A 22,624-nucleotide genomic window follows, 5' to 3' on the forward strand; every position below is an offset into this window, starting at 1 on the left:
TCCTAATCTGCTTGGTAAATAGCATCGATAGCCACTTTTGCTGCTTCATAATTACCTAGATAATCCTCAGCTAGATAAACTAGTGGGATGGTGGTTAAATATCGCTCTCTCATCTGATCCAAATGCTGGGAAAAACTGTAGCGAATGTGGTCTTCTGCCATGGTCATATCTCTAAATCCGTCATTGACATAGGAACCGACAGGTTGCACGAAGAGAATCAAGTCCCATTTTTCCTTGGCCAAGATTGAAACAAAGAGATTGTCAAAGGTTTCTCCTGATAAATCCCCTTGGTCCTCAGTCTCCATGTAATAGTCATAGTAGCCCTTGGTTACCAAGGAGTTGGTATCGGCTATCACTAGACCTCGATTGGCATTGCTATCGATTAACTTGGAGGTCTGGTCATACTGCCCTAAAAGGAGATAATAATAATCCTTTGGAGTCAATTCATCGTCGCGGACATTGTTTTTGATCTGGTACTCACGCGCGTATTCCAGACTAACGGGCGCATCGTAATACCTTGCCAAATCCTTGGCTAGAGTAGTCTTCCCATTACTGGCACTTCCCATAATCAAGACTTTCTTTGTAAACTGACGTCGGAAGGGTTGAGCGATGTATTTCCAATATTTGCTTGGATTTTCTCTAATCATAGTCGCTGAGATACCAAACTTTCTTTCTTGCAAGACAGTGCCAAATCCACGCTTAGATAACTCTTGCTGGTATTCTTCTTCTCCCACAAAGAAAGTCAGTTCTTGCTGAGTTTCATCATAGGAAATCTCCGCTAACATCTGGTCCAACCACTCCTGCCAGCCCATAGGGTAACGGGGAAGGTTGGTCTCATCCAGCTTGCAGACAGAGGTCAATTCGTCATCACGAAAAGCCTCTCTGATATAGCGAAATCGTTTTTGCAGACTTAAACCTACCTGCTCACCTCGGTCTCCCTCATAGCCTGACACGACTACCCAGACCTGGTCACACTGACGCTTCGCTCGCTGGATCAGATCGATATGCCCTTGATGGAGAGGGGCAAAGGTCCCAAATACCACTGCTGTTTTCTTTTTCATAAACGTTTTACCTTTTTATAATTTTTGATATTTTTATTTTCTATGTTTTTATTATATACTATATTTTTGTTTTGTCAATAGTTTTTTATCATTTTTTATAAAAAAGTAGCAAAAAAGAACCAGGATTACTCCTGACTCTCCATTTTTAAGCAATATCAAATTTTAACTGACCTGCTTTGACACCAATCTTGAGGGTCTTGCCTGCTACCAGTTCTCCCTTAAGGAGGAGTTCTGCCAACTTGTCTTCCACTTCTGTTTGCAGTGTTCTGCGAAGTGGGCGAGCTCCCATTTCTGGATCATATCCTTGGCTTGCTAGTAACTTCAACGCTGAAGCTTGCAGTTTCAAATCGATGCCCTTCTCAGCGAGGCTAGCAATCAATGGTTTCACCATAATCTTGACAATTTCTTGCATGTGTTTGCTATCTAAGCTGTGGAAGACCACCTTTTCATCAATACGATTAATAAACTCTGGTCGATAAGCTTTTTTCAACTCTTCAAAGATTCGTTTTTCCATATTTTCCTGGTCAAAACGAAGGTCTTTGGCGCCAAATCCGACCGTCTTGTCATCACGAAGAGCCGTCGCACCAAGGTTTGACGTCATGATGATAATGGTATTTGAAAAGTCCACCTTGCGTCCCTTACTATCTGTCAAGACACCGTCGTCCAGAACCTGCAAGAGGACATTAAAGATATCTGGGTGGGCCTTCTCTACCTCATCAAAGAGGAGAACGGAGTATGGCTTGTTGCGAACTTTCTCGGTCAACTCCCCACCTTCCTCGTAGCCCACATAGCCAGGAGGTGCTCCATTGAGACGGCTAGCTGCGAATTTCTCCATGTATTCACTCATATCAAAGCGGATAAGGGCTGATTCGTCATCAAAGAGGACTTCTGCCAGAGCCTTTGCCAATTCGGTCTTACCGACTCCTGTCGGCCCTAGGAACATAAAGGAACCAATCGGACGCTTGTGACTGCGAATCCCTGACTGGTTGCGGCGAATGGCACGGCTAATACTTGAAACAGCTTGATCTTGACCGATGACACGTTTGTGTAGTTCAGCTTCCAAGTTCAGGTATTTCTTAGCATCCGTTTGAGTCAGTTTTTGGACTGGAATACCTGACAAGCGACTCAAGGTAGTCAAAATATCAGACTCTGTCACCAAGTCTTTGTAGACAGGTACTTCCTCTTCTTTTGCGATTAGCTGGGCTGCCTGTTTCCACTTGCCATCCATAAGTGCCTTGTCAGCTGGACTCAAACCAGAATCGTCTGCTTTCACATGCTTGGATTTGTTTTGAACGGTTGCTGCCGCTTCATCCAATAGATCGATGGCAGAGTCTGGTAAGTGACGACTAGTCAAGTAACGATGCGCCATCTTGACAGCTGTTTCAACGGCTTCATCTGTGATTTGCACACGGTGGTGTTTCTCATAGGTAGCCTTCAAACCTTGCAAAATAGTCATACTGTCAGCTAGACTTGGCTCTTCAATCGTCACTTTTGCAAAACGACGAGAAAGGGCAGCATCTTTTTCGATGTGTTTTTGGTATTCTTCCTGAGTGGTTGCACCAACTGTTCTCAGAGTTCCGCGAGCTAAGGCTGGCTTCAAGATATTGGCTGCATCCAGAGTCGAGTCAATACCGCTACCAGAACCCATGATGGTGTGGAGTTCATCGATAAAGAGGATCACTTTGCCATCTTCCTCGATATCCTTGATGATGTTGTTCATACGCTCTTCAAAGTCACCACGGAAACGTGTCCCTGCAACGACATTCATCAAATCAAGCTCTAGAACACGCATCTTGACCATTTCAGCTGGCACGTCCCCACTGGCAATACGCTGGGCAAGCCCAAGTGCTAAAGCTGTTTTCCCGACACCCGCATCTCCAACCAAGACAGGATTGTTCTTGGTCTTCCGACTCAAAATCTGAATCATACGCGAGATTTCCTTGTCACGACCGATAACTGGCTCTAACTTGCCAGAACGCGCTTGCTCCGTCAGGTCATGAGTATAATCCTCTAAACCGCCACTTTGAGCTTGAGGCATGCCCATCATATTGGCCATAGAATTTTGCTTGTCAGTTACTGTGCGATGACGTTGACGCAAAGCCTTGAGATCTTCTCTTGTCCATCCTGCACGCTCTTCTAGATTACGACGAAGAGCAGCAATTCTGACCTGATCTTTCTGGTCTTCATAAGAAAAGCCTGCTCTCTCCAAGATGCGAGTTGCCAAGGCATTGCCGTCATGCAAGATCGCATAGAGGACATGTTCTGTCCCTAGCACCTTTGCGTGGACCACTGAGGCTACATACTCTGCTTCTGCAAAGAGAACTTCTAAACGATGGGAAAAGGGCAATTCCGTAAAAGTTTCGTCTTGGCTATAATCCGTTTCAGTCAGTTCCAACGCAACCTCTTCTAAACGATCCATTTCATAAGGATAATCATTTAGAGTTGCACCTGCCACACTGTAACTGTGATTGGACATGGCAATCAATAAATGCCAAGACTCTAGGTAACGGGCTCCAAAATGGCTCGCAACCATGTAGGCACTCTCGATACATTCATTCAATGCTTTTGAATAGTTCATCTTACTTCTCTTTTCTATCTACCTCTTGTAATAGCTGTCGGAGCATATTGGCACGGACAACTGAGGATTCTTCTCCTAGGACACGATCCGTTGCTACTGAAGTCAGCAAGGTCATTTCCTGCTTGGTCATCAAGTCCTGCTCCACCAAAAGCTGGAGAATATCCTCGTAAATCTCCTGACTAACTCGCTCACCAATCGAGTAAAGCAAATCGCGGAGCATCTCATGATGACTGGAAAATTCAATCCGCCCTATGCGAATGTAGCCTCCGCCACCACGCTTGCTCTCAACCAAGTAACCTCTGCTTTCCGTAAAGCGGGTCTTGATGACATAGTTGATCTGGCTCGGTACAACCTGAAAGGTATCTGCTAACTGGCCCCGTTGCAATTCCACGATACCAGATTGGTCTAAAATAGCCTTGATATAGGCTTCGATATGATCTGATGTATTTTTAAATCTCATAGTAAATCAAACTCCTTCTTTGAACCTTGACTATCTTTGACTATTATACCGAAATTTTTGATTTTTTTAAAGGAAAAGGGAACGAGTTGCGAAGATTATTATAAACTATCCAAAACAAAAAGATGGGACCGTAAAACGGTCACCATCATTTTGCTTTATTCAAAGTTAAGATTAGTCAACTTTTTTAGCACGGTATACAAGTCCTGCCAAAGCTGCAAGAACTAGACCAAGAATAGTAGAGAATGCTGTAAAGTCTGCTCCACCAGTGTTTGGCAAATCTTTCTTAGGTTGTTCACCCTTAGGACCTTCCTTAGGTTCTTCTTTTTTCGGTTCAGTATACGTGTTAGTGAAGGTTGGGTTGTTACCTGTAACTGTTGTTACAAGTTGGCCTGTACCGTTGTCAACCACTTCAACTGTCACTTCATGTTTAGCAGTATCGTATGTCACATTTTCTTCCTTACTATCTACTTCAGTAATAGTGTAAGTGTGCTTACCTGCTTCGTTGTACTTAATAGCTTTGAAAGTAACAGTACCGTCTGCAGCGTTTGTAGCTGTCTCAACGACTTTGTCACCTTCTTTAAGTTCAAACTTAAATTGACCTTCTACAAGCTTTTTATCACCTTTCAAGACTTTCTTAGCTGAGAAAATTACTTGTGTTGAAGATGCAACATAAGTGTTTGTGAAGGTTGGGTTGTTGTCAGTTACAGTCGCAACAAGTTTGCCTGCACCGTTATCAACAACTTTAACTGTTACATTGTGAGTAGATTTATCGTATGTCACACCTGCTTCGTTACCTGCTTTTTCAGAGATAGTGTAAGTGTGCTCACCAGCTTCTTTGTACTCGATACCTGCGAAAGCAACTGTACCGTCTACAGCGTTTGTAGCTGTTCCGATTACTTTGTCACCTTCTTTAAGTTCAAACTCATATTTACCTGCTTCAAGAGTTTTACCATTCAAGACTTTCTTAGCCGTGATGTTTACAGTTGTTGAAGCTGCTTTATATGTGTTGGTGAAGGTTGGGTTGTTGTCAGTTACAGTCGCAACAAGTTCGCCTGCACCGTTATCAACAACTGCTACCTTAACTTCGTGTTTAGCAGTATCGTAAGTCACACCTGCTTCGCTACCTGCTTTTTCAGTGATAGTGTAAGTGTGGTTGCCTGCTACTGTGTACGTGATATCTTCGAAAGTAACAGTTCCGTCTGCAGCGTTTTTAGCTGTCGCAACGACTTTTTCACCTTCTTTAAGTTCAAACTCGTATTTGTCAGCTTCTAGAGCTTTACCATTCAAGACTTTAGTAGCCGTGATAGTAGCTGTTGTTGTAGCTGCTTTATATGTGTTGGTGAAGGTTGGGTTGTTGTTAGTTGCAGTTGCAACAAGTTGGCCTTGACCATTATCTGTAACGTTTACTGTCACTTCATGTGTAGCAGTGTCGTATGTCACACCTGCTTCGCTACCTGCTTTTTCAGTAATTGTGTAAGTGTGAGGGCCTGCAGCATCATAGCTGATTGCTGGGAAAGTAACAGTACCGTCTGCTGCGTTTTTAGCTGTTCCGATTACTTCGTCACCTTCTTTAAGTTCAAACTCATATTTGTCAGCTTCTAGAGCTTTACCATCCAAGACTTTCTTAGCTGTGATAGTCGCTGTTGTTTTAGCTGCTTTATAAGTGTTGGTGAAAGTTGGGTTGTTATCAGTTACAGTCGCAACAAGTTGGCCTGCACCGTTATCTGTAACTGCTACCTTAACTTCGTGTTTAGCAGTGTCATATGTCACACCTGCTTCACTACCTGCTTTTTCAGTGATAGTGTATGTGTGGTTGCCTGCTGCTGCGTACTTGATATCTTCGAAAGTAACAGTACCGTCTGCTGCGTTTGTCGCTGTTCCGATTACTTTGTCACCTTCTTTAAGTTCAAACTCATATTTACCTGCTTCAAGAGCTTTACCATTCAAGACTTTAGTAGCCGTGATAGTAGCTGTTGTTGTAGCTGCTTTATAAGTGTTGGTGAAGGTTGGGTTGTTACCTGTAACAGCTGCAACAAGTTGACCTTGGCCGTTATCTGTAACTTTTACCTTAACTTCGTGTTTAGCAGTATCGTATGTCACACCTTTTTCGCTACCTGCTTTTTCAGTGATAGTGTAAGTGTAGTCACCTGCTGTTGCGAACTCAATTTCTTTGAAAGTAACAGTTCCGTCTGCAGCGTTTTTAGCTGTCGCAACGACTTCTTCATCTTTTTTAAGTTCGAATTCGTATTTATCAGCTTCAAGCTCTTTACCGTTCAAGACTTTAGTAGCTGTGATAGTTTTTTTATCTGGTTTAGCTTTATAAACGTTCGTGAAAGTAATGTTCTTTGTATCTGGTGTTGCAACAAGTTGACCTTGACCGTTATCTTTAACGACTACTTTTACTTCATAAGCATTTGGATCGTATTCAACTCCGGCTACATCACCAGCTTTTTCAGAGATAGTGAATGTACGAGTTTCTTCTTTTGTGAAGGTAAGTTCTGGGAATTGAATCTTACCGTTTGCATCGTTTGAAACAGTGTGGAGAACTGCTCCGTTTTCTTTCAACTCAAATTCAAATTGGCCAGCCTCGATAGCTTTACCGTTCAAGACTTTCTTAGCTTCAAGTTGAAGTTTTGCTTCTTTAGCAGCGTACGAGTTTGTAAATTCTTTCTTAGAATCTTTATATTTAACGCTTGCAATCTTTTGACCATACACGTTTGCTACAGTAACTTCTGCTTCAAGTACTGAATCATCGTATGTATAGCCAGGTTTGTTGTCATTTACTTCTTTAATTTGGTATTTGAATGTACCTTCATTAGAGAATTTAACTGCTGGGAACTTAACTTTTCCTTCAGCATCGTTTTTAGCTTCAGTTACAGAACCATCTGGAGCAATCAATTGGAAAGTAAATGCATCTGCCTCAAGAGTTTTTCCTTCAAGTTTTTTCTTAACTTGGAATTCAACCTCATCAGACTTCGCACCTGAACCGATACCTTCTGTAGTTGTCAAAGGAGCAAATCCATGAACATCAAATGTTTCTTGATCTGTTGTCGCTTTAACATCGTTAAATGCTTTTTTAGTTGCATTGTCAACTGGAGCAGTTAGACGAGTTTTATATAGGATATAGAGACCTTGTCCGTCCATTGTACCATCACCGTTTGGAGTGATGGTAAAGTGATTTCCATCAACAACGTTGACATGGGCAGCTTCTAGTCTTGGACGAGCTTCAGCTTTGTTCCACTCAGTAAAGTAGTAACCAGTAATTTCACTTGCAAGAACTTGTCCTTCTGGAATAGTATCTTCGAGTTTAACCCCTGTGTAAGACTTTGCATAGCGGTTAACACGGATACGCCAGTTTACATAGTTAGGATCGTCTGAGTCTTGAACTCCCCATTTAGTAAATCCAGTTGGGTCATCATCTGGGACGATACGAGTCAAAGTGTAAACTTGGTCACCTGGGATATTAATTTGATAAGGAGTGTTTAGTTTAACACTATCTGCCCAAACGACTGTAAATAGGGCAGTAATCTCCTTGTTCTCTGACAAATTAGCAAAGTAAGCAGCATTTGTCACTTTGACAGTAGCTGTGTTATCTGCTCTACTAGTTGTCAATTCAGCAATAGTTGTTTGCCCATCTGGTGCTTTCAATTCCGTAACAGAATCTTTTTCAATCTTAAATTCGTTTGGAACATGATACACCATGTAATCCCCATCTTTAAGGGTTACTTCGTTGGGGAAACTATAAGTTGGTTGAAGATAGAATTTACCTTCCCCGTACTTAGCGCCATCAACAAGCTTGTTATTGTTGATTTTTGAAACAGTCTTCATTGTGTAACTGCTCGCTGGTAGTTCCTCCGCTTTAACAACATTGCTAACTTTAAGTGCAGGCAAAAAGACCGACACAACCAGTAGCAAGGCCATCAAGCCATGAAAGAGTTTGCTAGTTCTCTTTTTCACCACATTATCCTCCTTATTGTCTATAATGGTTCAATTATATTATACAGTTCCATTACAAAATGTCAACTAAAATTTAATTATTTTTATATTAACTTACCATTTCTTTAAATATTAAGCCTAATCATGCATGTTCATTAGCTTTGAAACAAAAAATACAAGCAAGAATTTCGCTTGTATTTAATATATACTAATTTCCTAAAAGGCTACGTATTTAATCCCAATTCTGCTAATATTTGTCGTTTGTAGGCAATCTTTTGGACTTCCTTGTCCTCACCTTCAGACCAATCTAGTTTAATTTCTGAAACAATTTGTCCAGGACGATTTTTCAAGATATAGATGCGGTCGCTGAGATTGAGGGCCTCTTCGATACTATGCGTGATAATCAAGGTCGTTAGTTGCAACTGCTTATGAATCTCAAGGTACCAAGCGTGGAGTTCCATCTTGGTCATCTCATCCAAAGCGCTAAAGGCCTCATCCAAAAGAAAGAGCTTGTGCCCAAAAAGGTAGGTCCGGAGTAAGGCCACACGCTGACGCATCCCTCCACTGAGTTCATGAGGATACTTGTCCCGTACCGCCGTTAGCTGAAAGGTCGCAAGAATTTCATCTGCTCGGGCAATAGCTTCCGCCTTATCCACCTTTTGAATCAAGAGGGGCAGGATAATATTGCCAAGCACCGTCTTGTGCTCCAAGAGAAGATCCTTTTGCAACATATAACTCACGCGCCCCTTGGGATTCTCCTCACCATCAAGCACAATCCGCCCAGACTGGACTTCTAAAATCCCAGCGATTAGGTTAAAGAGGGTGGTCTTTCCTACACCACTTGGACCTAGGATAGAAACCACTTCACCCGAAGTCACCTGCAGGTTGATGTCCTCTAAAATCTTTTCAGCGCCATAGGCATAGCCTACGTGTTCTAGTCTAATTTCTGTCATTATTTCACAAATTCGTTAGTGAAGCCTTTGTCTGTCAAGTCTTCTTTAAGGATGCCATTTTCTTTATCCCATTTGTAGAAGGCATTCCAGCGGTCAGCGTCAAATTGTCCCCATTTTTCCTTGTCGCTTGCGTATTCTTTTGACAAGTATTTTTGCGATTCGATGACAAAGTCACGTTTTTCCTTGAGTTCAGGTGCATTCTTGATGAGGATATCTGCTGCTTCCTCTGGATGCTCCATGGCGTATTGGTATCCTTTTTTGATGGCTTGGATGACTTTACGAGCTTCTTCCTTGTTGTCTTTTAGATAGTCGTTGTTTGCGATGATAACTGGTGAGTAGTAGTCAAACTCCTTGACATAGTCTTTTAAGTACATGAAGTTAGCATCTACGCCTTGAGATTTGGCAAGAATACCATCCCAACCGTAGTAGATCCAAGCAGTGTCAAAAACGCCATTGGCAATTGGTGTGATAGAGTTTGAGTCGTTGTTTGGTACTTTTTCAACCTTTTCAAAGTCTCCACCTTGTGATTCTACCAAGGTTTTCAACATAGCAAGCTCAGTCGGGTCATTCCAAGTACCGTATTTCTTGCCAACCAAGTCTTTTGGACTGGTGACATTGTCAGATTTACGAGAAATGATTCCTGATGTATTGTGCTCAACGATAGCTGCAACGGCAGTAATTCCTGCACCTTTTTCCAATTTTTTAGCCATGTAGTCTTGGAAATAGATAGCAAATGGTGCCTTGCCATTGATTACCAAGTCAGATGAGCTTTCTTCTGGTGGCAATTTCAAATCAACATCCACTCCAGCTTCTTTGAAATAACCTTTTTCCTTGGCAACATACAGCCCTGTGTGGTTGGTGTTTGGTGTCCAGTCTAGGATAAAGTCAATCTTCTTGAGTTCTGCTTCTTTGTTGTCCTTAGAAGCAGTTCCTTGACCACAAGCCACAAGCACGACAGCTACAAGAGCCGTTACAAGCGTTAAAAACACTTTCCATGTTTTTTTCATTTTGATTTCCTCTTTTCTTTTTTAAAACATTCTTGTCCTATGAACGTTTCCATTTAATAACATATTTTTCACTAATATCGACCAACTTCATACCCAAAAGGCTGATAATCGACACCAGAATAATAATGGCGAACATAGTATCATACTGAAACAGTTTCTTGGACTGAATCATGTAAACACCTAGTCCTTCAAAGCCTCCCAACCACTCAGATACCACTGTTGTGATAAAGGCGTAGGAGACACTGACCCTCAGTCCTGCATAAAAGTAAGGCAGGCTGACCGGGATTTTAAAATGCCACAGGATTTGCCAAGGATTTGCTCGCATCAGACTGAACAAGGTCAGCATATCCTTGTCACAGTGCCTAAATCCATCCAAAATACTAACGATGATAGGGAAGGTTGTCGTCAGGATAATCAAGACAATCTTGGGCAAAATTCCATAGCCTAGCCACAAGACCAGGATAGGGGCTATGGCAATGGTCGGAATGGTCTGAACAACCACCATCATAGGGTAGATAAGATCATTGAGCCAAGTCAGACTGTCCATAAGCACCGCCATGATACAGGCAATCAAGACTCCCAAGACTAGACCTAGCAAAGCCACTCTCAAGGTCGCCCAGCTATGGTGCCAGAGAAATTCTCTGTCACGAACAAAGGACTGGAGAATTTCAAAAGGGGTTGGCAGGATAAACTTGGGTAAAAGTTTGAATATTCCTGCTAACTGCCAGATTGACAAGACTCCTAGAAAACCCAATAGACTAATGTGTCGTCTCAGTATACTTTTCAAGTTTCTCATCAATACTTAAAATCTCTCCTACATTTATTTTGACATTGGCAAAGACATTATCTGCCTCCTGCCCGGCCACTTTCAGCGCTTCTTTGAGAATGCGCATGAGCTCATCAAACTCCCCTTCCAATACCGTTTCAAAGGGTGTCACTACCATGGTCACGGACTGAGCTTGCAGATAAGTAATAACCTGATCGATAATAGCAATTCGATCAACCCCCTGCGATAGGGGCAAGACTTGCAAGGCAATGCTTGCTTTCATAAAAACCTCCTTTTCTCCGGTTTCCTTTTGACAAAAAGAAAACCCCTTCCATATATGGAAAAGGTGCAGAATTCGGCTAAGTATCGTTCCCTACGCTGGCATTACCCAGATCAGGTGCGGTCGAAGTTTAACACCTCCTCTCAGACTGTACACAGACTCCCATATCTTATATGGAAATATAGTAACTCAAATACAAGGAAAAGTCAAGGAAACTGCTTACAGAAAACTATGAAAAAGAGTTTGAAGGCAAATGCTTCAAACTCTTTCATAACTCTCTTATTTAGCCTCGTACCAGGTTGCCCCTTCATTTTCATCTGCGATAAGAGGAACACTGAGTTGGATGGCTTCTTCCATGGTTTGTTTCACCAGTACTTTGATGGCTGCTAGTTCTGATTTCGGAACCTCGAGGACGATTTCATCATGCACTTGTAACAGCATCTTGGTCTGATAGCCACCTTCAACTAGAGCTTTGTCTAGTTGAATCATAGCAATCTTAAGAATATCTGCTGCAGATCCCTGGATAGGGGAGTTGATAGCTGTCCGCTCTGCAAAACCACGAATGTTGAAGTTGCGCGAATTAATATCTGGCAACTCACGACGACGCTTGAAGAGAGTCTCTACATAACCCTTATCACGCGCCTCACGCACCACTTCATCCATGTAGTTTTTAATACCTGGGAAGCGTTCAAAGTAAGTGTCAATGTAGGCTTTTGCTTCCTTACGGCTGATGCCCAGATTATTAGACAAGCCAAAGTCTGAAATCCCGTAAACCACTCCAAAGTTAACCGCCTTGGCATTACGACGGTCGTTTGGAGTCACATCCTCAGGGCGTTCAATTCCAAAGACCCGCATGGCCGTCGAGGTATGGATATCTGCTCCCTCTTGAAAGGCCTTAATTAAGTGCTCATCTTTAGAGATATGTGCCAAGACGCGCAATTCAATCTGTGAATAGTCCGAGCTGAGCAGCACGCTATCCTCCCACTCAGGCACAAAAGCCTTACGAATGAGACGGCCTTGTTCCAAACGAACAGGGATATTTTGCAAGTTTGGATCTACACTAGATAGACGTCCGGTCTGAGTCAAATCTTGCACGTAGCGCGTGTGGATCTTGCCATCATCCAAAATCCAGTCTTGCAAACCCATCACATAGGTAGATTGGATCTTAGCAATCTGACGGTAGTCGAGGATTTTTTTAACAATCGGCGCAATAGGAGCTAGTCGCTCTAGCACATCCACGGCTGTCGAGTAACCTGTCTTGGTTTTCTTGGTGTATTCTAGAGGCAGACCAAGTTTTTCAAAGAGAAGGACGCCCAACTGCTTAGGAGAATTGATATTAAACTCCTCACCAGCCAGTTCATAAATCTCTTGAGTGAGTTGCTCAATGACGACCTCATTTTCAGCCTGCATTTCAAGTAGGGTTTCTTTTTTGACCTTGATCCCAGCAATTTCCATCTTAGCAAGGACAAAAGCCAGAGGTTGCTCCATGTCATAGAGAAGGTCTAACTGTCCATGTTCACTGAGTTTTTCAAGTAAAACAGGCTCAGTCTCAACCAATACAGCAACCTTGCGAGCCAAGTGCTCCAAGAATTTCTCTCTCTCAGGGATAGCTTTCTTGACACCCTTACCGTAGAAAGTCTCATCATCGACCAAGTAAGTCTGGCCATAGAGATTCGCAATGGTTGAAATTTCATTGTTCTCGACTGTCGAGAGTAAGTATTTTGCCAAACGGCTGTCAAAAGCAGGGGCATGCAGGTTCAAGCCCAAGCGATTTAAAAGAACCTTCGCTTTCTTAAAGTCATACACTTTCAGAGGTGTTTTTTCTAGAAAATTCTTGAGAATCGGCTCCTGCAAGAGCCCAAGTTTGTCTGTGGCGTAAAGTTTATCCCCGCAGGACCAGGCAAAACCAACCAAGTCATCTGTATGGTAGTTTTCCCCAAAGAGTTCAAAGTGGAAGATAGAGTCTGCGCTCAGCATGTCTTGACTGACGTGGTCAACGATAGTGAAATCCAAACTTTCAGACGCATCCGTTGACGAAACATTCAAAGCTTGTTTGAGCTGTTTGAAGCCCATCTCATCGTAGAATTTCCCAAGATTTTCCACATCTGGGCCATTATAGACCAAATCATCTAGTCCAATCTCAATTGGTGCCTGAGTTTCAATGGTCGCCAAGATTTTAGACAAAAAGGCTTGTTCCTTGTCATTGATGAGATTTTCCTTCATCTTAGAAGCCTTCATCCCATCGATATTTTCATAAATACCCTCGAGCGAACCATGTTCCAGCAAGAGTTTGATACCCGTCTTTTCACCGATTTTCGTGACACCAGGGATATTATCAGACTTATCCCCCATAAGAGCCTTAAGATCAATGAACTGAGCTGGTGTGAGGCCCATCTTTCCCATGAGGTAATCTGGTGTAAAGGCCTCAAACTCAGCCACACCTTTCTTGGAAATCTCTACCACCGTATGCTCATCCGTCAACTGGATCAAATCCTTATCTCCGCTAACGATTGTCACATCAAAAGAATCCTTCTCAGCCAAACGGCCTAGAGTTCCGATGATATCATCCGCTTCATACTGGGGCAGTTCATAATGGCGAATCCCAAGATGATTTAACAACTCACGAATGAAGGGAAATTGCTCACGAAACTCATCTGGAGTTTTAGCACGGCCACCCTTGTAGTCTGCATACATCTCTGTTCGGAAAGTCGTCTTACCTGCATCAAAGGCTACCAAAACATGGCTGGGCTCAACCCGCTCTAAGACATGATTCAACATGAGTTGAAAGCCGTAAATTGCATTGGTATGAAGGCCATTAGCATTTTTAAACCGATCCAACTGCTGATAGAGCGCAAAAAAAGCTCGAAAAGCAACAGAAGATCCATCAATTAATAATAATTTTTTCTTGTCCATACACCCATTATAAAGGAAAGCAAGGAAAAATACCATCGGAAAGAGCTGAAAAACGTGGACTTGTCCCTATTTCACCATAAAAAAGAAAAGGACTATTCAAATCCTTTTCTTTTATTGATTTCATGCGATTTATTTGTTTAATTTTCTCTTTGCAAATGGTAGCAAACCAAGAAGGAGACCAGCAAATCCTAGCGATGCAACTGCTGAAGCATCTTGGCTTCCTGTATTTGGAAGGAATTGTTCATCTGTTGCTGCAGGCGCTTTGTAGGTACGATCTTGTTTCGTTCCGAGAGTAGGATTTGTAGCCAAAGAAGCTTCACTGCCAGTATATTCTGGAACTTCGTTTACTGCTGGTTCAATCTTTTCAGCGTAGGCTGGAATAGTAGCCACTGCCGGAGCACCACTTTCTGCATAAACTGGAACATTTGCTAGGGCTGGGACGCCACTTTCGCCATAAACTGGAACTTCATTTACGGCTGGAGCTCCGCTTTCTGCATAAGCTGGGACATTCGCTACGGATGGGGTTCCGCTTTCTGCATAAGCTGGAACATTCACTACGGCTGGGGCACCACTTTCTGCATAGGCTGGGATATTCGCTACAGCTGGGGTGCCACTTTCTGCATAAGGCAGAGCATTGTTTACTATTGGGGTACCACTTTCTGCATAGACTGGGACATTCGCTACGGCTGGAGTGCCACTTTCTGCATAAGGCAGAGCATTGTTTACTATTGGGGCACCGCTTTCTCCGTAAGCTGGAACGTTCGCTACGACTGGAGCGCCACTTTCTGCATAGACTGGGACTTCATTTACAGCAGCTTCTACCGCGTTTGCACCTTGCTTGTATTCTGGCAACTCTGCAGTTGCAGCTTCTACTGCGTTCACCCCACCTTTAAAGTCTTCAATTTCAAGAACAGCTGACATGACACTACTTAGAGTCTTAATAGCATCCTCATAGTCTGCTAAAGCTTGTTGCAAGTCTTTGACTTGACTATTCTTGTCACCAGAAACTTGTAAACTTGATAATTGCGCTTTAATCTTAGCAACTTGCTCTTCTAATTTACTTAGCTCAAGTTTTTTCGCATTACTATTTTCTTCCGCAGCTTCCTTATCTGCCGCAGCGAGTTTAGCTTGGTCTTGACTTGAAAGTTGAGATTGAGTCTTTGCTTCGGCTGGTGTCACCTGATCGCTGTCTTCTGCCAATAAATCATCTAACAAGTCGGACGCTTCAATGTCGCCTTCTTCGATGGCTTTCAAGATGCCGTCCTTGCCAATCACTTCTTTAGCTGCCTTAATCGCCGCTTCCTTATCAGTGATAGTAGTATCTTTGTTGACGTCGTCTATGGTTGATTTTTCGATTTTTTCTAGGGTAGCGATTAAATCTGAGCGAACTTTGGCTGCCTCTTCCGCTGCTTCCTTGTCCGCTACAGCCAGTTTAGCTTGGTCTTGGCTTGAAAGTTGAGATTGAGTTTTTGCTTCGGCCGGTGTCACCTGATCGCTGTCTTCTGCCAAGAAATCATCTAACAAGTCAGATGCTTCAATATCTCCATCTTCGATAGCTTTCAAGATGCCGTCCTTGCCAATCACTTCTTTAGCCGCCTTAATCGCTGCTTCCTTATCAGTGATAGTGGCATCCTTGTTGATGTCATCTATGGTTGATTTTTCAATTTTTTCTAGGGTAGCGATTAAATCTGAGCGAACTTTTGCTGCTTCCTCCGCTGCTTCCTTGTCGGCTGTAGCGAGTTTAGCTTGGTCTTGGCTTGAAAGTTGAGATTGAGTTTTTGCTTCGGCTGGTGTTACCTGATCGCTGTCTTCTGCCAAGAAATCTGCCAACAAGTCTGACGCTTCAATATCGCCTTCTTCAATGGCTTTCAAGATAGCATCCTTGCCAATCACTTCTTTAGCCACCTTGATGGCTGCTTCCTTATCAGTGATAGTGGCATCCTTGTTGATGTCGTCGATGGTTGATTTTTCGATACCTTCAAGGGCAGTCAACAATTCGCTGTGAGCCTTTGCTTCTGCAGCTTGCTTAGCTTCTTCCTCTTTCTTGGCTTCCTCAGCCGCTTCCTTGTCCGCTACAGCGAGTTTTGCTTGGTCTTGACTTGAGAAATCTTCTTGGCTCGTCGCTTCGGCTGGTGTCACCTGATCGCTATCCTCTGCCAAGAAGTCTTCTAACAAGTCTGAGGCGTCTAGCTCACCTTCTTCGATGGATTTCAAGATAGCGTCCTTGCCAATCACTTCTTTAGCTGCCTTGATGGCTGCTTCCTTATCAGTGATAGTGGCATCCTTGTTGATGTCATCGATAGTTGATTTTTCGTTTTTTTCTAGGGTAGCGATTAAATCTGAGCGAACTTTGGCTGCATCAACCTGAGCCTCTTTATCAGCTTCGTCTAACTTAGCTTGATCCTCATCTGTGAATTCTGATACAGGTTCAGCTGCCGTTTTGTGCTCGCTTGTATCTGCTGGCCAGTCTACAATAACATCACCAATCTCCAAATCCTCATCTGCGATAGCCTTCAAAAGATCTTCTTTACCAATCTCTTCTTTGGCTTCTTTGATAGCCGCTTCTTTATCGGTTATTGAAGCGTCTTTTTTAATATCTTCAATTACAGCATTTTCAAGAGATTCTAGGGCTTGAACCAAAGCATCTGTCGCTTGAGACACTTGTTCTTTGGCATCTTTTTCAGCCTGGTCTAGTAGAGCCTTCTCCTCAGTAGATAATTTTTTATTAGTTTGAACTTCAGGACCTGTTACCACTGCCTTATCTTCTGCACCTTCTGGCAATTCAGCGATGATATTATCTAAGCTAAGCTCTCCAGACTCAAGAGTATCTGAAATATACATCTTACCGATATATTCCTTCACAGCTTCAGCTGCAGCCTCTTTGTCCTCAATTGCTTCCTTATCCTCAATATCACTGATCGCCTGTTCCTCAAGTTCATCCAAAGCCTTCATCAACTCTTCTTTGGTCATCTTAGCTGGATTTGTCGCACCAGGATTAGCTGGACCAGCGTTTTCTGATCCCTTTTCAGTTTGAGCACCGCTCTCCCCTTCTGCTCCAGCTTGTGGTTGTGCAGGAACAACTGCCTGCTCTTCTGCTTTCCCTTCATCTGCCTTAACTACTGAAGGCTGTGAAACGAGTACACTAGCACCCAATACAGCTGCACTTGCTAAACTTGTTAAAATAACTTTCTTCTTGTCCATTAGACAAAGCCCCTTTTATAATTTTTAATGTTATTATATTATACTATTTAAAGAACGTCAACTAATTCGATATCCATTTTAAAATTTTATGAACAAGAAGAAAGCTTGTATGATGTTTAAGAAACACTTCCTATCCTTACCCCATCACTGTCTAGTCTGTAGCCATCAATAATCGTATTAACAGCTAAGGCTCCCGAAGCATCGACATAGTAATGTTTACCCGAGACTTGGAACCATTGACTAGCTTTCATCCGGCCAGATTCCTCTAAGTAATACCAAGTTCCCTTGTCTTTAAGCCATCCCGTCTGCATCTCACCCGAAGCCTTTAGATAATACCAGTGAGAGTCATCCTTAATCCAGCCAGTTGACATGGCCCCATTTTCTTTTAAATGATACCAATTGCCATTAACTTTTTTCCATCCTGTCGCCAGCTTACCATTCTCTCGGTAATACCAACTCCCTCCTTCTTTTTTCCAGCCTTTCTCTGTATTGCTTAACTTTGTATACTGCACATATCTTCTAGCACCACTGTAGGATAGATAACCGAGCCACTTATAACCGTCCTTTTCAATAATCTGGTCATAGCTTACACTCTCACCAGCATAATAGTAGTCAATAACTTGTCCTGTACTTGACGGTTGGTCCATAATAGGCGATTTCCCCGTGAATACTATTGTCCCGCTGGACGGAAGCTCTGAGTTACGAGAACCCTCACTCACACTATGGTTAGCGGATAAATCCCTGAAATGAATAAAACCTGTCATCGAACTAGCCTTGACTTTTCGACGGTTATACTTTTCTCGAACCCCATAGTTATATTCTTCGATCTCAATCGTATCCCCTGATACATTTGATACCCAGGCCACGTGCCCATAATAACCTTCTGTCGACCATGCAATAGCCCCAACTTCTGGCTTAGTATCCACACGGTAGCCTTCTCGCCTTGCACGATGTCCCCATTCATTCGCATTTCCGTAGGCAGGGGGAATCTCAAAGCCATTTACACTACTCAAACGAAAGGCCGCAAAAGAGGTACACTGGCGAGAATACATCCGCCACTGATCGATTTCAACACTACCATTTTTGTAGTGAAGCGGATAGTCATCTCCACGCGCTACACTATCAGCTTGAACCGATTCTCCACCAAACAAAAAGGTACTTGTAACAAACAAAGTAGCCAGCCCTACACTCAACTGAGTACATCTACTCTTCTTAACTCCTGATTTAAAAAACGTCATTCATTCTCCTTAATAATATAAATTTCCGAGGTTACCCTCGTTTATACTATTCGGGAGAAAAAGAAAAAAGTGAGCAAAGCTCACTTCATTTTAGGATTCTTAGTCTAGATAGCGAATCAAGTTCTTTTCTGTCAAGATATCTGAGTAGGTAAAGGATTCAACGTAGACATTGGCTTGTTTGTCTCCTTCAACATCCCCAAATTCAACGATAAATAGAGATGGATAAACCTCAATTAGCTTACCCAATCTATTTTTTTGGCGCTTACGGCCATTTTCCAAAGTCATTTCAACGACTTGTCCCTCATGCGCCTTGATCTCTTCTTTGATTTTTTTCATCTTGGCTACATCTGTAAATGCATCTGACATCTTATGCCTCCCTCTTTGAGATACTTGAAAATTTATTGTATTCTTTTTGGAAAATCAATTCCACCGTTCCACGAGCTCCACTACGGTTTTTCTCGATGATAACCTCAACCTTGTTATTTGGAATTCCTTCCTCTTCTTCACCCGCACGATCGTAGTAGTCGTCACGGTATAGAAAGGCTACGATATCCGCATCCTGCTCGATAGAACCCGATTCACGAATATCAGACAAGACTGGTCTCTTATCCTGACGCTGTTCCACTCCACGAGATAACTGACTAAGAGCAATGACTGGAACCTTTAGCTCTTTAGCTAGGATTTTTAACTGACGAGAAATTTCAGAGACTTCTTGTTGGCGGTTCTCACGACCAGTCCCTGTAATAAGCTGTAGGTAGTCGATCAAAATCAATCCTAGATTGCCCGTTTCTTGAGCTAGTTTGCGTGAGCGCGAACGAATTTCCGTGATCCGAATCCCTGGCGTATCATCAATATAGATACTCGCGTTGGCTAGATTCCCTTGGGCAATGGTATACTTTTGCCACTCCTCATCAGTCAATTGACCCGTACGGATAGAATGAGACTCCACCAAACCTTCTGCTGCCAACATACGGTCTACTAGGCTTTCTGCACCCATTTCCAGTGAAAAGATGGCAACCGTCTTGTCCAACTTGGTCCCGATGTTCTGAGCAATATTTAAGGCAAAGGCTGTCTTACCAACCGCTGGACGCGCCGCTAGGATAATCAGCTCCTCCTCGTGGAGACCTGTCGTCATATGGTCCAAATCACGATAGCCTGTAGCAATACCTGTGATATCCGTTGTTTGTTGTGACCGAACTTCTAGATTCCCAAAGTTGATATTCAGAATATCTCGAATATTCTTGAACCCACTACGATTGGCGTTTTCACTTACATCAATGAGCCCCTTTTCAGCCTGCGCAATGATTTCATCTACAGGCTTAGAAGCTTCATAGGCTTGGTTGACAGACTCTGTCAACTTGGAAATCAAGCGACGTAGCATAGCCTTTTCTGCAACAATTTTAGCATAATACTCCGCATTAGCTGAAGTTGGTACTGAGTTGACAATTTCAACAAGATAGGACAATCCACCAATATTTTGCAGATCTCCTTGGCTATCCAAAATCGTCCGAACTGTTGTTGCATCAATCGCTTCTCCACGATCCGACAAGTCTACCATCGCTTGGAAAATCAACCGATGAGCATACTTAAAGAAGTCACGAGAATCAATGTATTCTCGGACAAAAACGAGCTTACTCTCATCTATAAAAATAGCCCCCAGAACAGATTGTTCTGCTAAAATATCCTGAGGTTGAACTCGCAGTTCCTCTACTTCTGCCATCCGACTTTCCTTCCTTTTACAATCTTGTCAAGAAGTTGTAAACTTAACCTTCTTTTACACGAAGATTGATGATACTTGTAACATCTTGGTAGATCTTCACTGGTACATCAATCAAACCTACTGCTCGAATTGGTGCTTGCACTTGAATATTGCGTTTGTCAATCTTGATACCAAATTGCTTAAGCAATTCTTCTGCAATCTTCTTGTTGGTGATGGATCCAAATGTACGACCATCTGGTCCAACCTTTTCAACAAACTCTACAACCGTTTCTTCTGCTTCTAGCTTAGCCTTGATGGCTTTTGCTTCAGCAATCATTTCAGCATGAGCCTTTTCTTCTGATTTTTGTTTTCCACGCAACTCACCCACTGCTTGAGCAGTCGCTTCCTTGGCCAAATTCTTTTTAATCAGGAAGTTTTGAGCATAGCCAGTTGGCACTTCCTTAATTTCGCCTTTTTTTCCTTTTCCTTTAACATCTGCTAAAAAGATTACTTTCATTCTTCTTTCTCCTTTTCCTTTAGTTCTTCCAGGATTAGTTGAGTCAATTTTTCTCCTGCTTCCGACAAACTCATATCCTCGATTTGCGCAGCTGCTAGATTAAAGTGACCACCACCACCCAGCTCTTCCATAATACGTTGCACATTGATTTTACTACGACTTCGAGCCGAGATAGAAATAAATCCTTGTGTATTTTTTGCCAGAACGAAGCTGGCTTCAATGCCAGACATAGCCAGCATAGCATCGGCAGCCTTACTGATAACAACTGTGTCATAAGACATTGAGTCCCTAGCTTGGGCAATCAAGATATCTGAACCTAACTTACGACCTTGTAAAATGAGTTCATTTACCTCACGGTACTCTTCAAAATCTGTCGCAGCAATCTCCTGGATAGCAATACTGTCACTTCCCCGTGTTCTCAGATAGCTAGCCACATCAAAGGTTCGACTCGTCACGCGAGATGTGAAATTCTTGGTATCCAGCATCATACCAGCCATCAAAACACTGGCCTGCATACGACTCAAACGATTTTTCTTAGAATTTTGGAACTGAATCAATTCTGTGACCAGCTCACTGGCACTACTTGCCCCACTTTCAATATAGGTGATGACTGCATTCTCTGGGAAATCCTGATCACGTCTATGATGGTCAATAACAATAGTTTGAGTGAACAAATCATAAAAATCTTTTGACAAGGTCAAAGCCGTCTTGGAATGATCCACCAGAATCAATAATGAACGGTTTGTAACTAACTTCATCGCATCTGTAAGAGATAAAAGCTTCGTGACATCTTCCTTCTTCAAGAACTGAATAGCACGTTCGATATCTGCTGGCATATGGTCTGCATCATAGACAGCATAACTGTTCTCAATAATATTACTTGCAAACAACTGCATACCAACAGCAGAGCCCAAAGCATCCATATCTAGATTTTTATGACCGACTACAAAAACTTGGTCAACACTTCGAATCTTATCAGAAATGGCTGTCATCATGGCTCTGGTACGTGTACGAGTACGTTTGATAGATGCAGCAGTTCCTCCACCAAAGTAGACAGGATTCTTGGTTTCGTTATTTTCCTTGACCACCACCTGGTCACCACCGCGAACTTCTGCTAAGTTCAAGTTGAGCAAGGCAATTTTCCCTATCTCTTCATGGTTTCCATCACCATAAGAAAATCCCATACTTAAAGTTAGGGCTAGCTGCCTCTGTTTTGATTCTTCTCGGAAACTATCAATAACAGAGAATTTATCATTCATCAATTCCTCTAGTACTGTGTAATCTGTGAATACATAAAAACGATCCATCCCCACACGGCGAGAGAACATAGCATACTTACTTGCAAATTCTGAAACAAAATTAGCTACAAAGCTATTGATATGGCTGATATCAGAGTCAGACGTCGCATCCTCCAAATCATCGTAATTATCCACTGAGATGACCCCAATGACTGGACGACTAGTTACCAATTCGACAGTCGCTTCGTACTCCCCAGAAACATCAAAGAAATACAAAACACCCGAAGCCTTGTCCATATGAACAGCATATCGTGTTTCGCCCAAGGTAGCATACGAACCTGGATTCCCAACAGAAGCCTTGATGATGGTTTGAATTAACTCAACATCAATTTCGCCTTCTTCAGTAGTTAAAATCAGCTCAGCATAAGGATTAAACCATTCCACTTCTCCGCTTGATAGGTCTAATTTCAGGACTCCCACCGGCATTTGATCAAGCAAAGTACTCAAGCTATTTTCGGCTTGGTGATTTACATATTGGATTTGTTCAATTTCGCTCTTTTCATACTGTTTCTTTTGCCATACAAACAAAAACAGATAAAGAAGTACAAATAAAAACAAAACAGTGATTGTTACAGCAAGATTATGTGAAAAAATAATCAGCAAAGTTAAGATTCCGAAAGTTGCAAGTCCTAGCAAGACTGCAGAAAACGGGATTAAATTATTTTTTTTCATTCTAAACCTCTTGCGCATTATTATATCACAAATGCCCTTAAAAAG

At 42.5% G+C, this 22,624-nt stretch carries 15 protein-coding genes; all 15 read right to left on the minus strand.

Going from position 1 to position 22,624, the window contains the following annotated elements; all coding sequences use genetic code 11:
• Positions 1 to 2: 2 nt before the first annotated feature.
• A complete protein-coding gene (locus tag KX728_RS09025) occupies positions 3 to 1,061 on the minus strand; it encodes an AAA family ATPase (protein ID WP_215804228.1) in 1,059 nt (352 codons plus the stop codon).
• Between the two features lie 145 nt (positions 1,062 to 1,206).
• Positions 1,207 to 3,639 carry an ATP-dependent Clp protease ATP-binding subunit gene (locus KX728_RS09030; RefSeq protein ID WP_215804227.1) on the minus strand — a complete coding sequence of 811 codons (2,433 nt, stop codon included), beginning with the start codon at positions 3,637 to 3,639 and terminating at the stop codon, positions 1,207 to 1,209.
• A gap of 1 nt (position 3,640) precedes the next feature.
• Positions 3,641 to 4,099 (minus strand): CtsR family transcriptional regulator, encoded by a 459-nt coding sequence (locus KX728_RS09035; RefSeq protein ID WP_215804226.1) that lies wholly within the window; start codon positions 4,097 to 4,099, stop codon positions 3,641 to 3,643.
• A gap of 171 nt (positions 4,100 to 4,270) precedes the next feature.
• Positions 4,271 to 8,056 carry a Spy0128 family protein gene (locus KX728_RS09040; RefSeq protein WP_223335667.1) on the minus strand — a complete coding sequence of 1,262 codons (3,786 nt, stop codon included), beginning with the start codon at positions 8,054 to 8,056 and terminating at the stop codon, positions 4,271 to 4,273.
• A 203-nt stretch (positions 8,057 to 8,259) separates the two neighbouring features.
• A complete protein-coding gene (locus KX728_RS09045; protein WP_215804224.1) occupies positions 8,260 to 8,988 on the minus strand; it encodes an ABC transporter ATP-binding protein in 729 nt (242 codons plus the stop codon).
• Positions 8,988 to 9,995: an ABC transporter substrate-binding protein gene (locus tag KX728_RS09050; RefSeq protein ID WP_215804223.1), complete on the minus strand. Its 1,008-nt coding sequence runs from the start codon at positions 9,993 to 9,995 to the stop codon at positions 8,988 to 8,990. Before KX728_RS09050 ends, KX728_RS09045 begins: the two co-directional genes overlap by 1 nt.
• Positions 9,996 to 10,032: 37 nt before the next feature.
• Positions 10,033 to 10,791, minus strand: coding sequence for an ABC transporter permease (locus KX728_RS09055; RefSeq protein ID WP_215804222.1), 759 nt, complete (start codon positions 10,789 to 10,791; stop codon positions 10,033 to 10,035).
• The gene (locus tag KX728_RS09060) at positions 10,754 to 11,044 is read right to left on the minus strand and encodes a thiamine-binding protein (RefSeq protein ID WP_215804221.1); all 291 of its coding nucleotides are present in this window, start codon (positions 11,042 to 11,044) and stop codon (positions 10,754 to 10,756) included. Before KX728_RS09060 ends, KX728_RS09055 begins: the two co-directional genes overlap by 38 nt.
• Positions 11,045 to 11,320: 276 nt before the next feature.
• Positions 11,321 to 13,954: a DNA polymerase I gene (gene polA, locus KX728_RS09065; protein ID WP_215804220.1), complete on the minus strand. Its 2,634-nt coding sequence runs from the start codon at positions 13,952 to 13,954 to the stop codon at positions 11,321 to 11,323.
• A gap of 129 nt (positions 13,955 to 14,083) precedes the next feature.
• Complete coding sequence (locus KX728_RS09070; RefSeq protein WP_215804219.1) at positions 14,084 to 17,155, minus strand: SIALI-17 repeat-containing surface protein; 3,072 nt, start codon at positions 17,153 to 17,155, stop codon at positions 14,084 to 14,086.
• Positions 17,156 to 17,271: 116 nt separating this feature from the next.
• Positions 17,272 to 18,393 carry a CHAP domain-containing protein gene (locus tag KX728_RS09075; protein ID WP_215804218.1) on the minus strand — a complete coding sequence of 374 codons (1,122 nt, stop codon included), beginning with the start codon at positions 18,391 to 18,393 and terminating at the stop codon, positions 17,272 to 17,274.
• A gap of 99 nt (positions 18,394 to 18,492) precedes the next feature.
• Entirely contained in the window at positions 18,493 to 18,759 is a 267-nt protein-coding gene (locus KX728_RS09080) for a Veg family protein (RefSeq protein ID WP_001278165.1), read from the minus strand.
• 1 nt (position 18,760) lies between these two features.
• Positions 18,761 to 20,113 carry a replicative DNA helicase gene (gene dnaB / locus KX728_RS09085; protein WP_215804217.1) on the minus strand — a complete coding sequence of 451 codons (1,353 nt, stop codon included), beginning with the start codon at positions 20,111 to 20,113 and terminating at the stop codon, positions 18,761 to 18,763.
• Positions 20,114 to 20,156: 43 nt separating this feature from the next.
• Entirely contained in the window at positions 20,157 to 20,609 is a 453-nt protein-coding gene (gene rplI / locus KX728_RS09090) for a 50S ribosomal protein L9 (protein ID WP_000864208.1), read from the minus strand.
• Positions 20,606 to 22,579 carry a DHH family phosphoesterase gene (locus tag KX728_RS09095; protein ID WP_000739974.1) on the minus strand — a complete coding sequence of 658 codons (1,974 nt, stop codon included), beginning with the start codon at positions 22,577 to 22,579 and terminating at the stop codon, positions 20,606 to 20,608. Before KX728_RS09095 ends, rplI begins: the two co-directional genes overlap by 4 nt.
• Positions 22,580 to 22,624: the final 45 nt, after the last annotated feature.

This window comes from Streptococcus oralis, assembly GCF_019334565.1.
GTDB lineage: Bacteria > Bacillota > Bacilli > Lactobacillales > Streptococcaceae > Streptococcus > Streptococcus oralis_CR.

Coding starts and splice junctions, on each gene's coding strand:
- KX728_RS09025 (WP_215804228.1), bottom strand. CDS start 1,061: ATGAAAAAGAAAACAGCAGTGGTATTTGGGACCTTTGCCCCTCTCCAT.
- KX728_RS09055 (WP_215804222.1), bottom strand. CDS start 10,791: ATGAGAAACTTGAAAAGTATACTGAGACGACACATTAGTCTATTGGGT.
- polA (WP_215804220.1), bottom strand. CDS start 13,954: ATGGACAAGAAAAAATTATTATTAATTGATGGATCTTCTGTTGCTTTT.
- KX728_RS09075 (WP_215804218.1), bottom strand. CDS start 18,393: ATGACGTTTTTTAAATCAGGAGTTAAGAAGAGTAGATGTACTCAGTTG.
- KX728_RS09030 (WP_215804227.1), bottom strand. CDS start 3,639: ATGAACTATTCAAAAGCATTGAATGAATGTATCGAGAGTGCCTACATG.
- KX728_RS09050 (WP_215804223.1), bottom strand. CDS start 9,995: ATGAAAAAAACATGGAAAGTGTTTTTAACGCTTGTAACGGCTCTTGTA.
- KX728_RS09035 (WP_215804226.1), bottom strand. CDS start 4,099: ATGAGATTTAAAAATACATCAGATCATATCGAAGCCTATATCAAGGCT.
- dnaB (WP_215804217.1), bottom strand. CDS start 20,113: ATGGCAGAAGTAGAGGAACTGCGAGTTCAACCTCAGGATATTTTAGCA.
- KX728_RS09060 (WP_215804221.1), bottom strand. CDS start 11,044: ATGAAAGCAAGCATTGCCTTGCAAGTCTTGCCCCTATCGCAGGGGGTT.
- KX728_RS09045 (WP_215804224.1), bottom strand. CDS start 8,988: ATGACAGAAATTAGACTAGAACACGTAGGCTATGCCTATGGCGCTGAA.
- KX728_RS09080 (WP_001278165.1), bottom strand. CDS start 18,759: ATGTCAGATGCATTTACAGATGTAGCCAAGATGAAAAAAATCAAAGAA.
- KX728_RS09095 (WP_000739974.1), bottom strand. CDS start 22,579: ATGAAAAAAAATAATTTAATCCCGTTTTCTGCAGTCTTGCTAGGACTT.
- rplI (WP_000864208.1), bottom strand. CDS start 20,609: ATGAAAGTAATCTTTTTAGCAGATGTTAAAGGAAAAGGAAAAAAAGGC.
- KX728_RS09070 (WP_215804219.1), bottom strand. CDS start 17,155: ATGGACAAGAAGAAAGTTATTTTAACAAGTTTAGCAAGTGCAGCTGTA.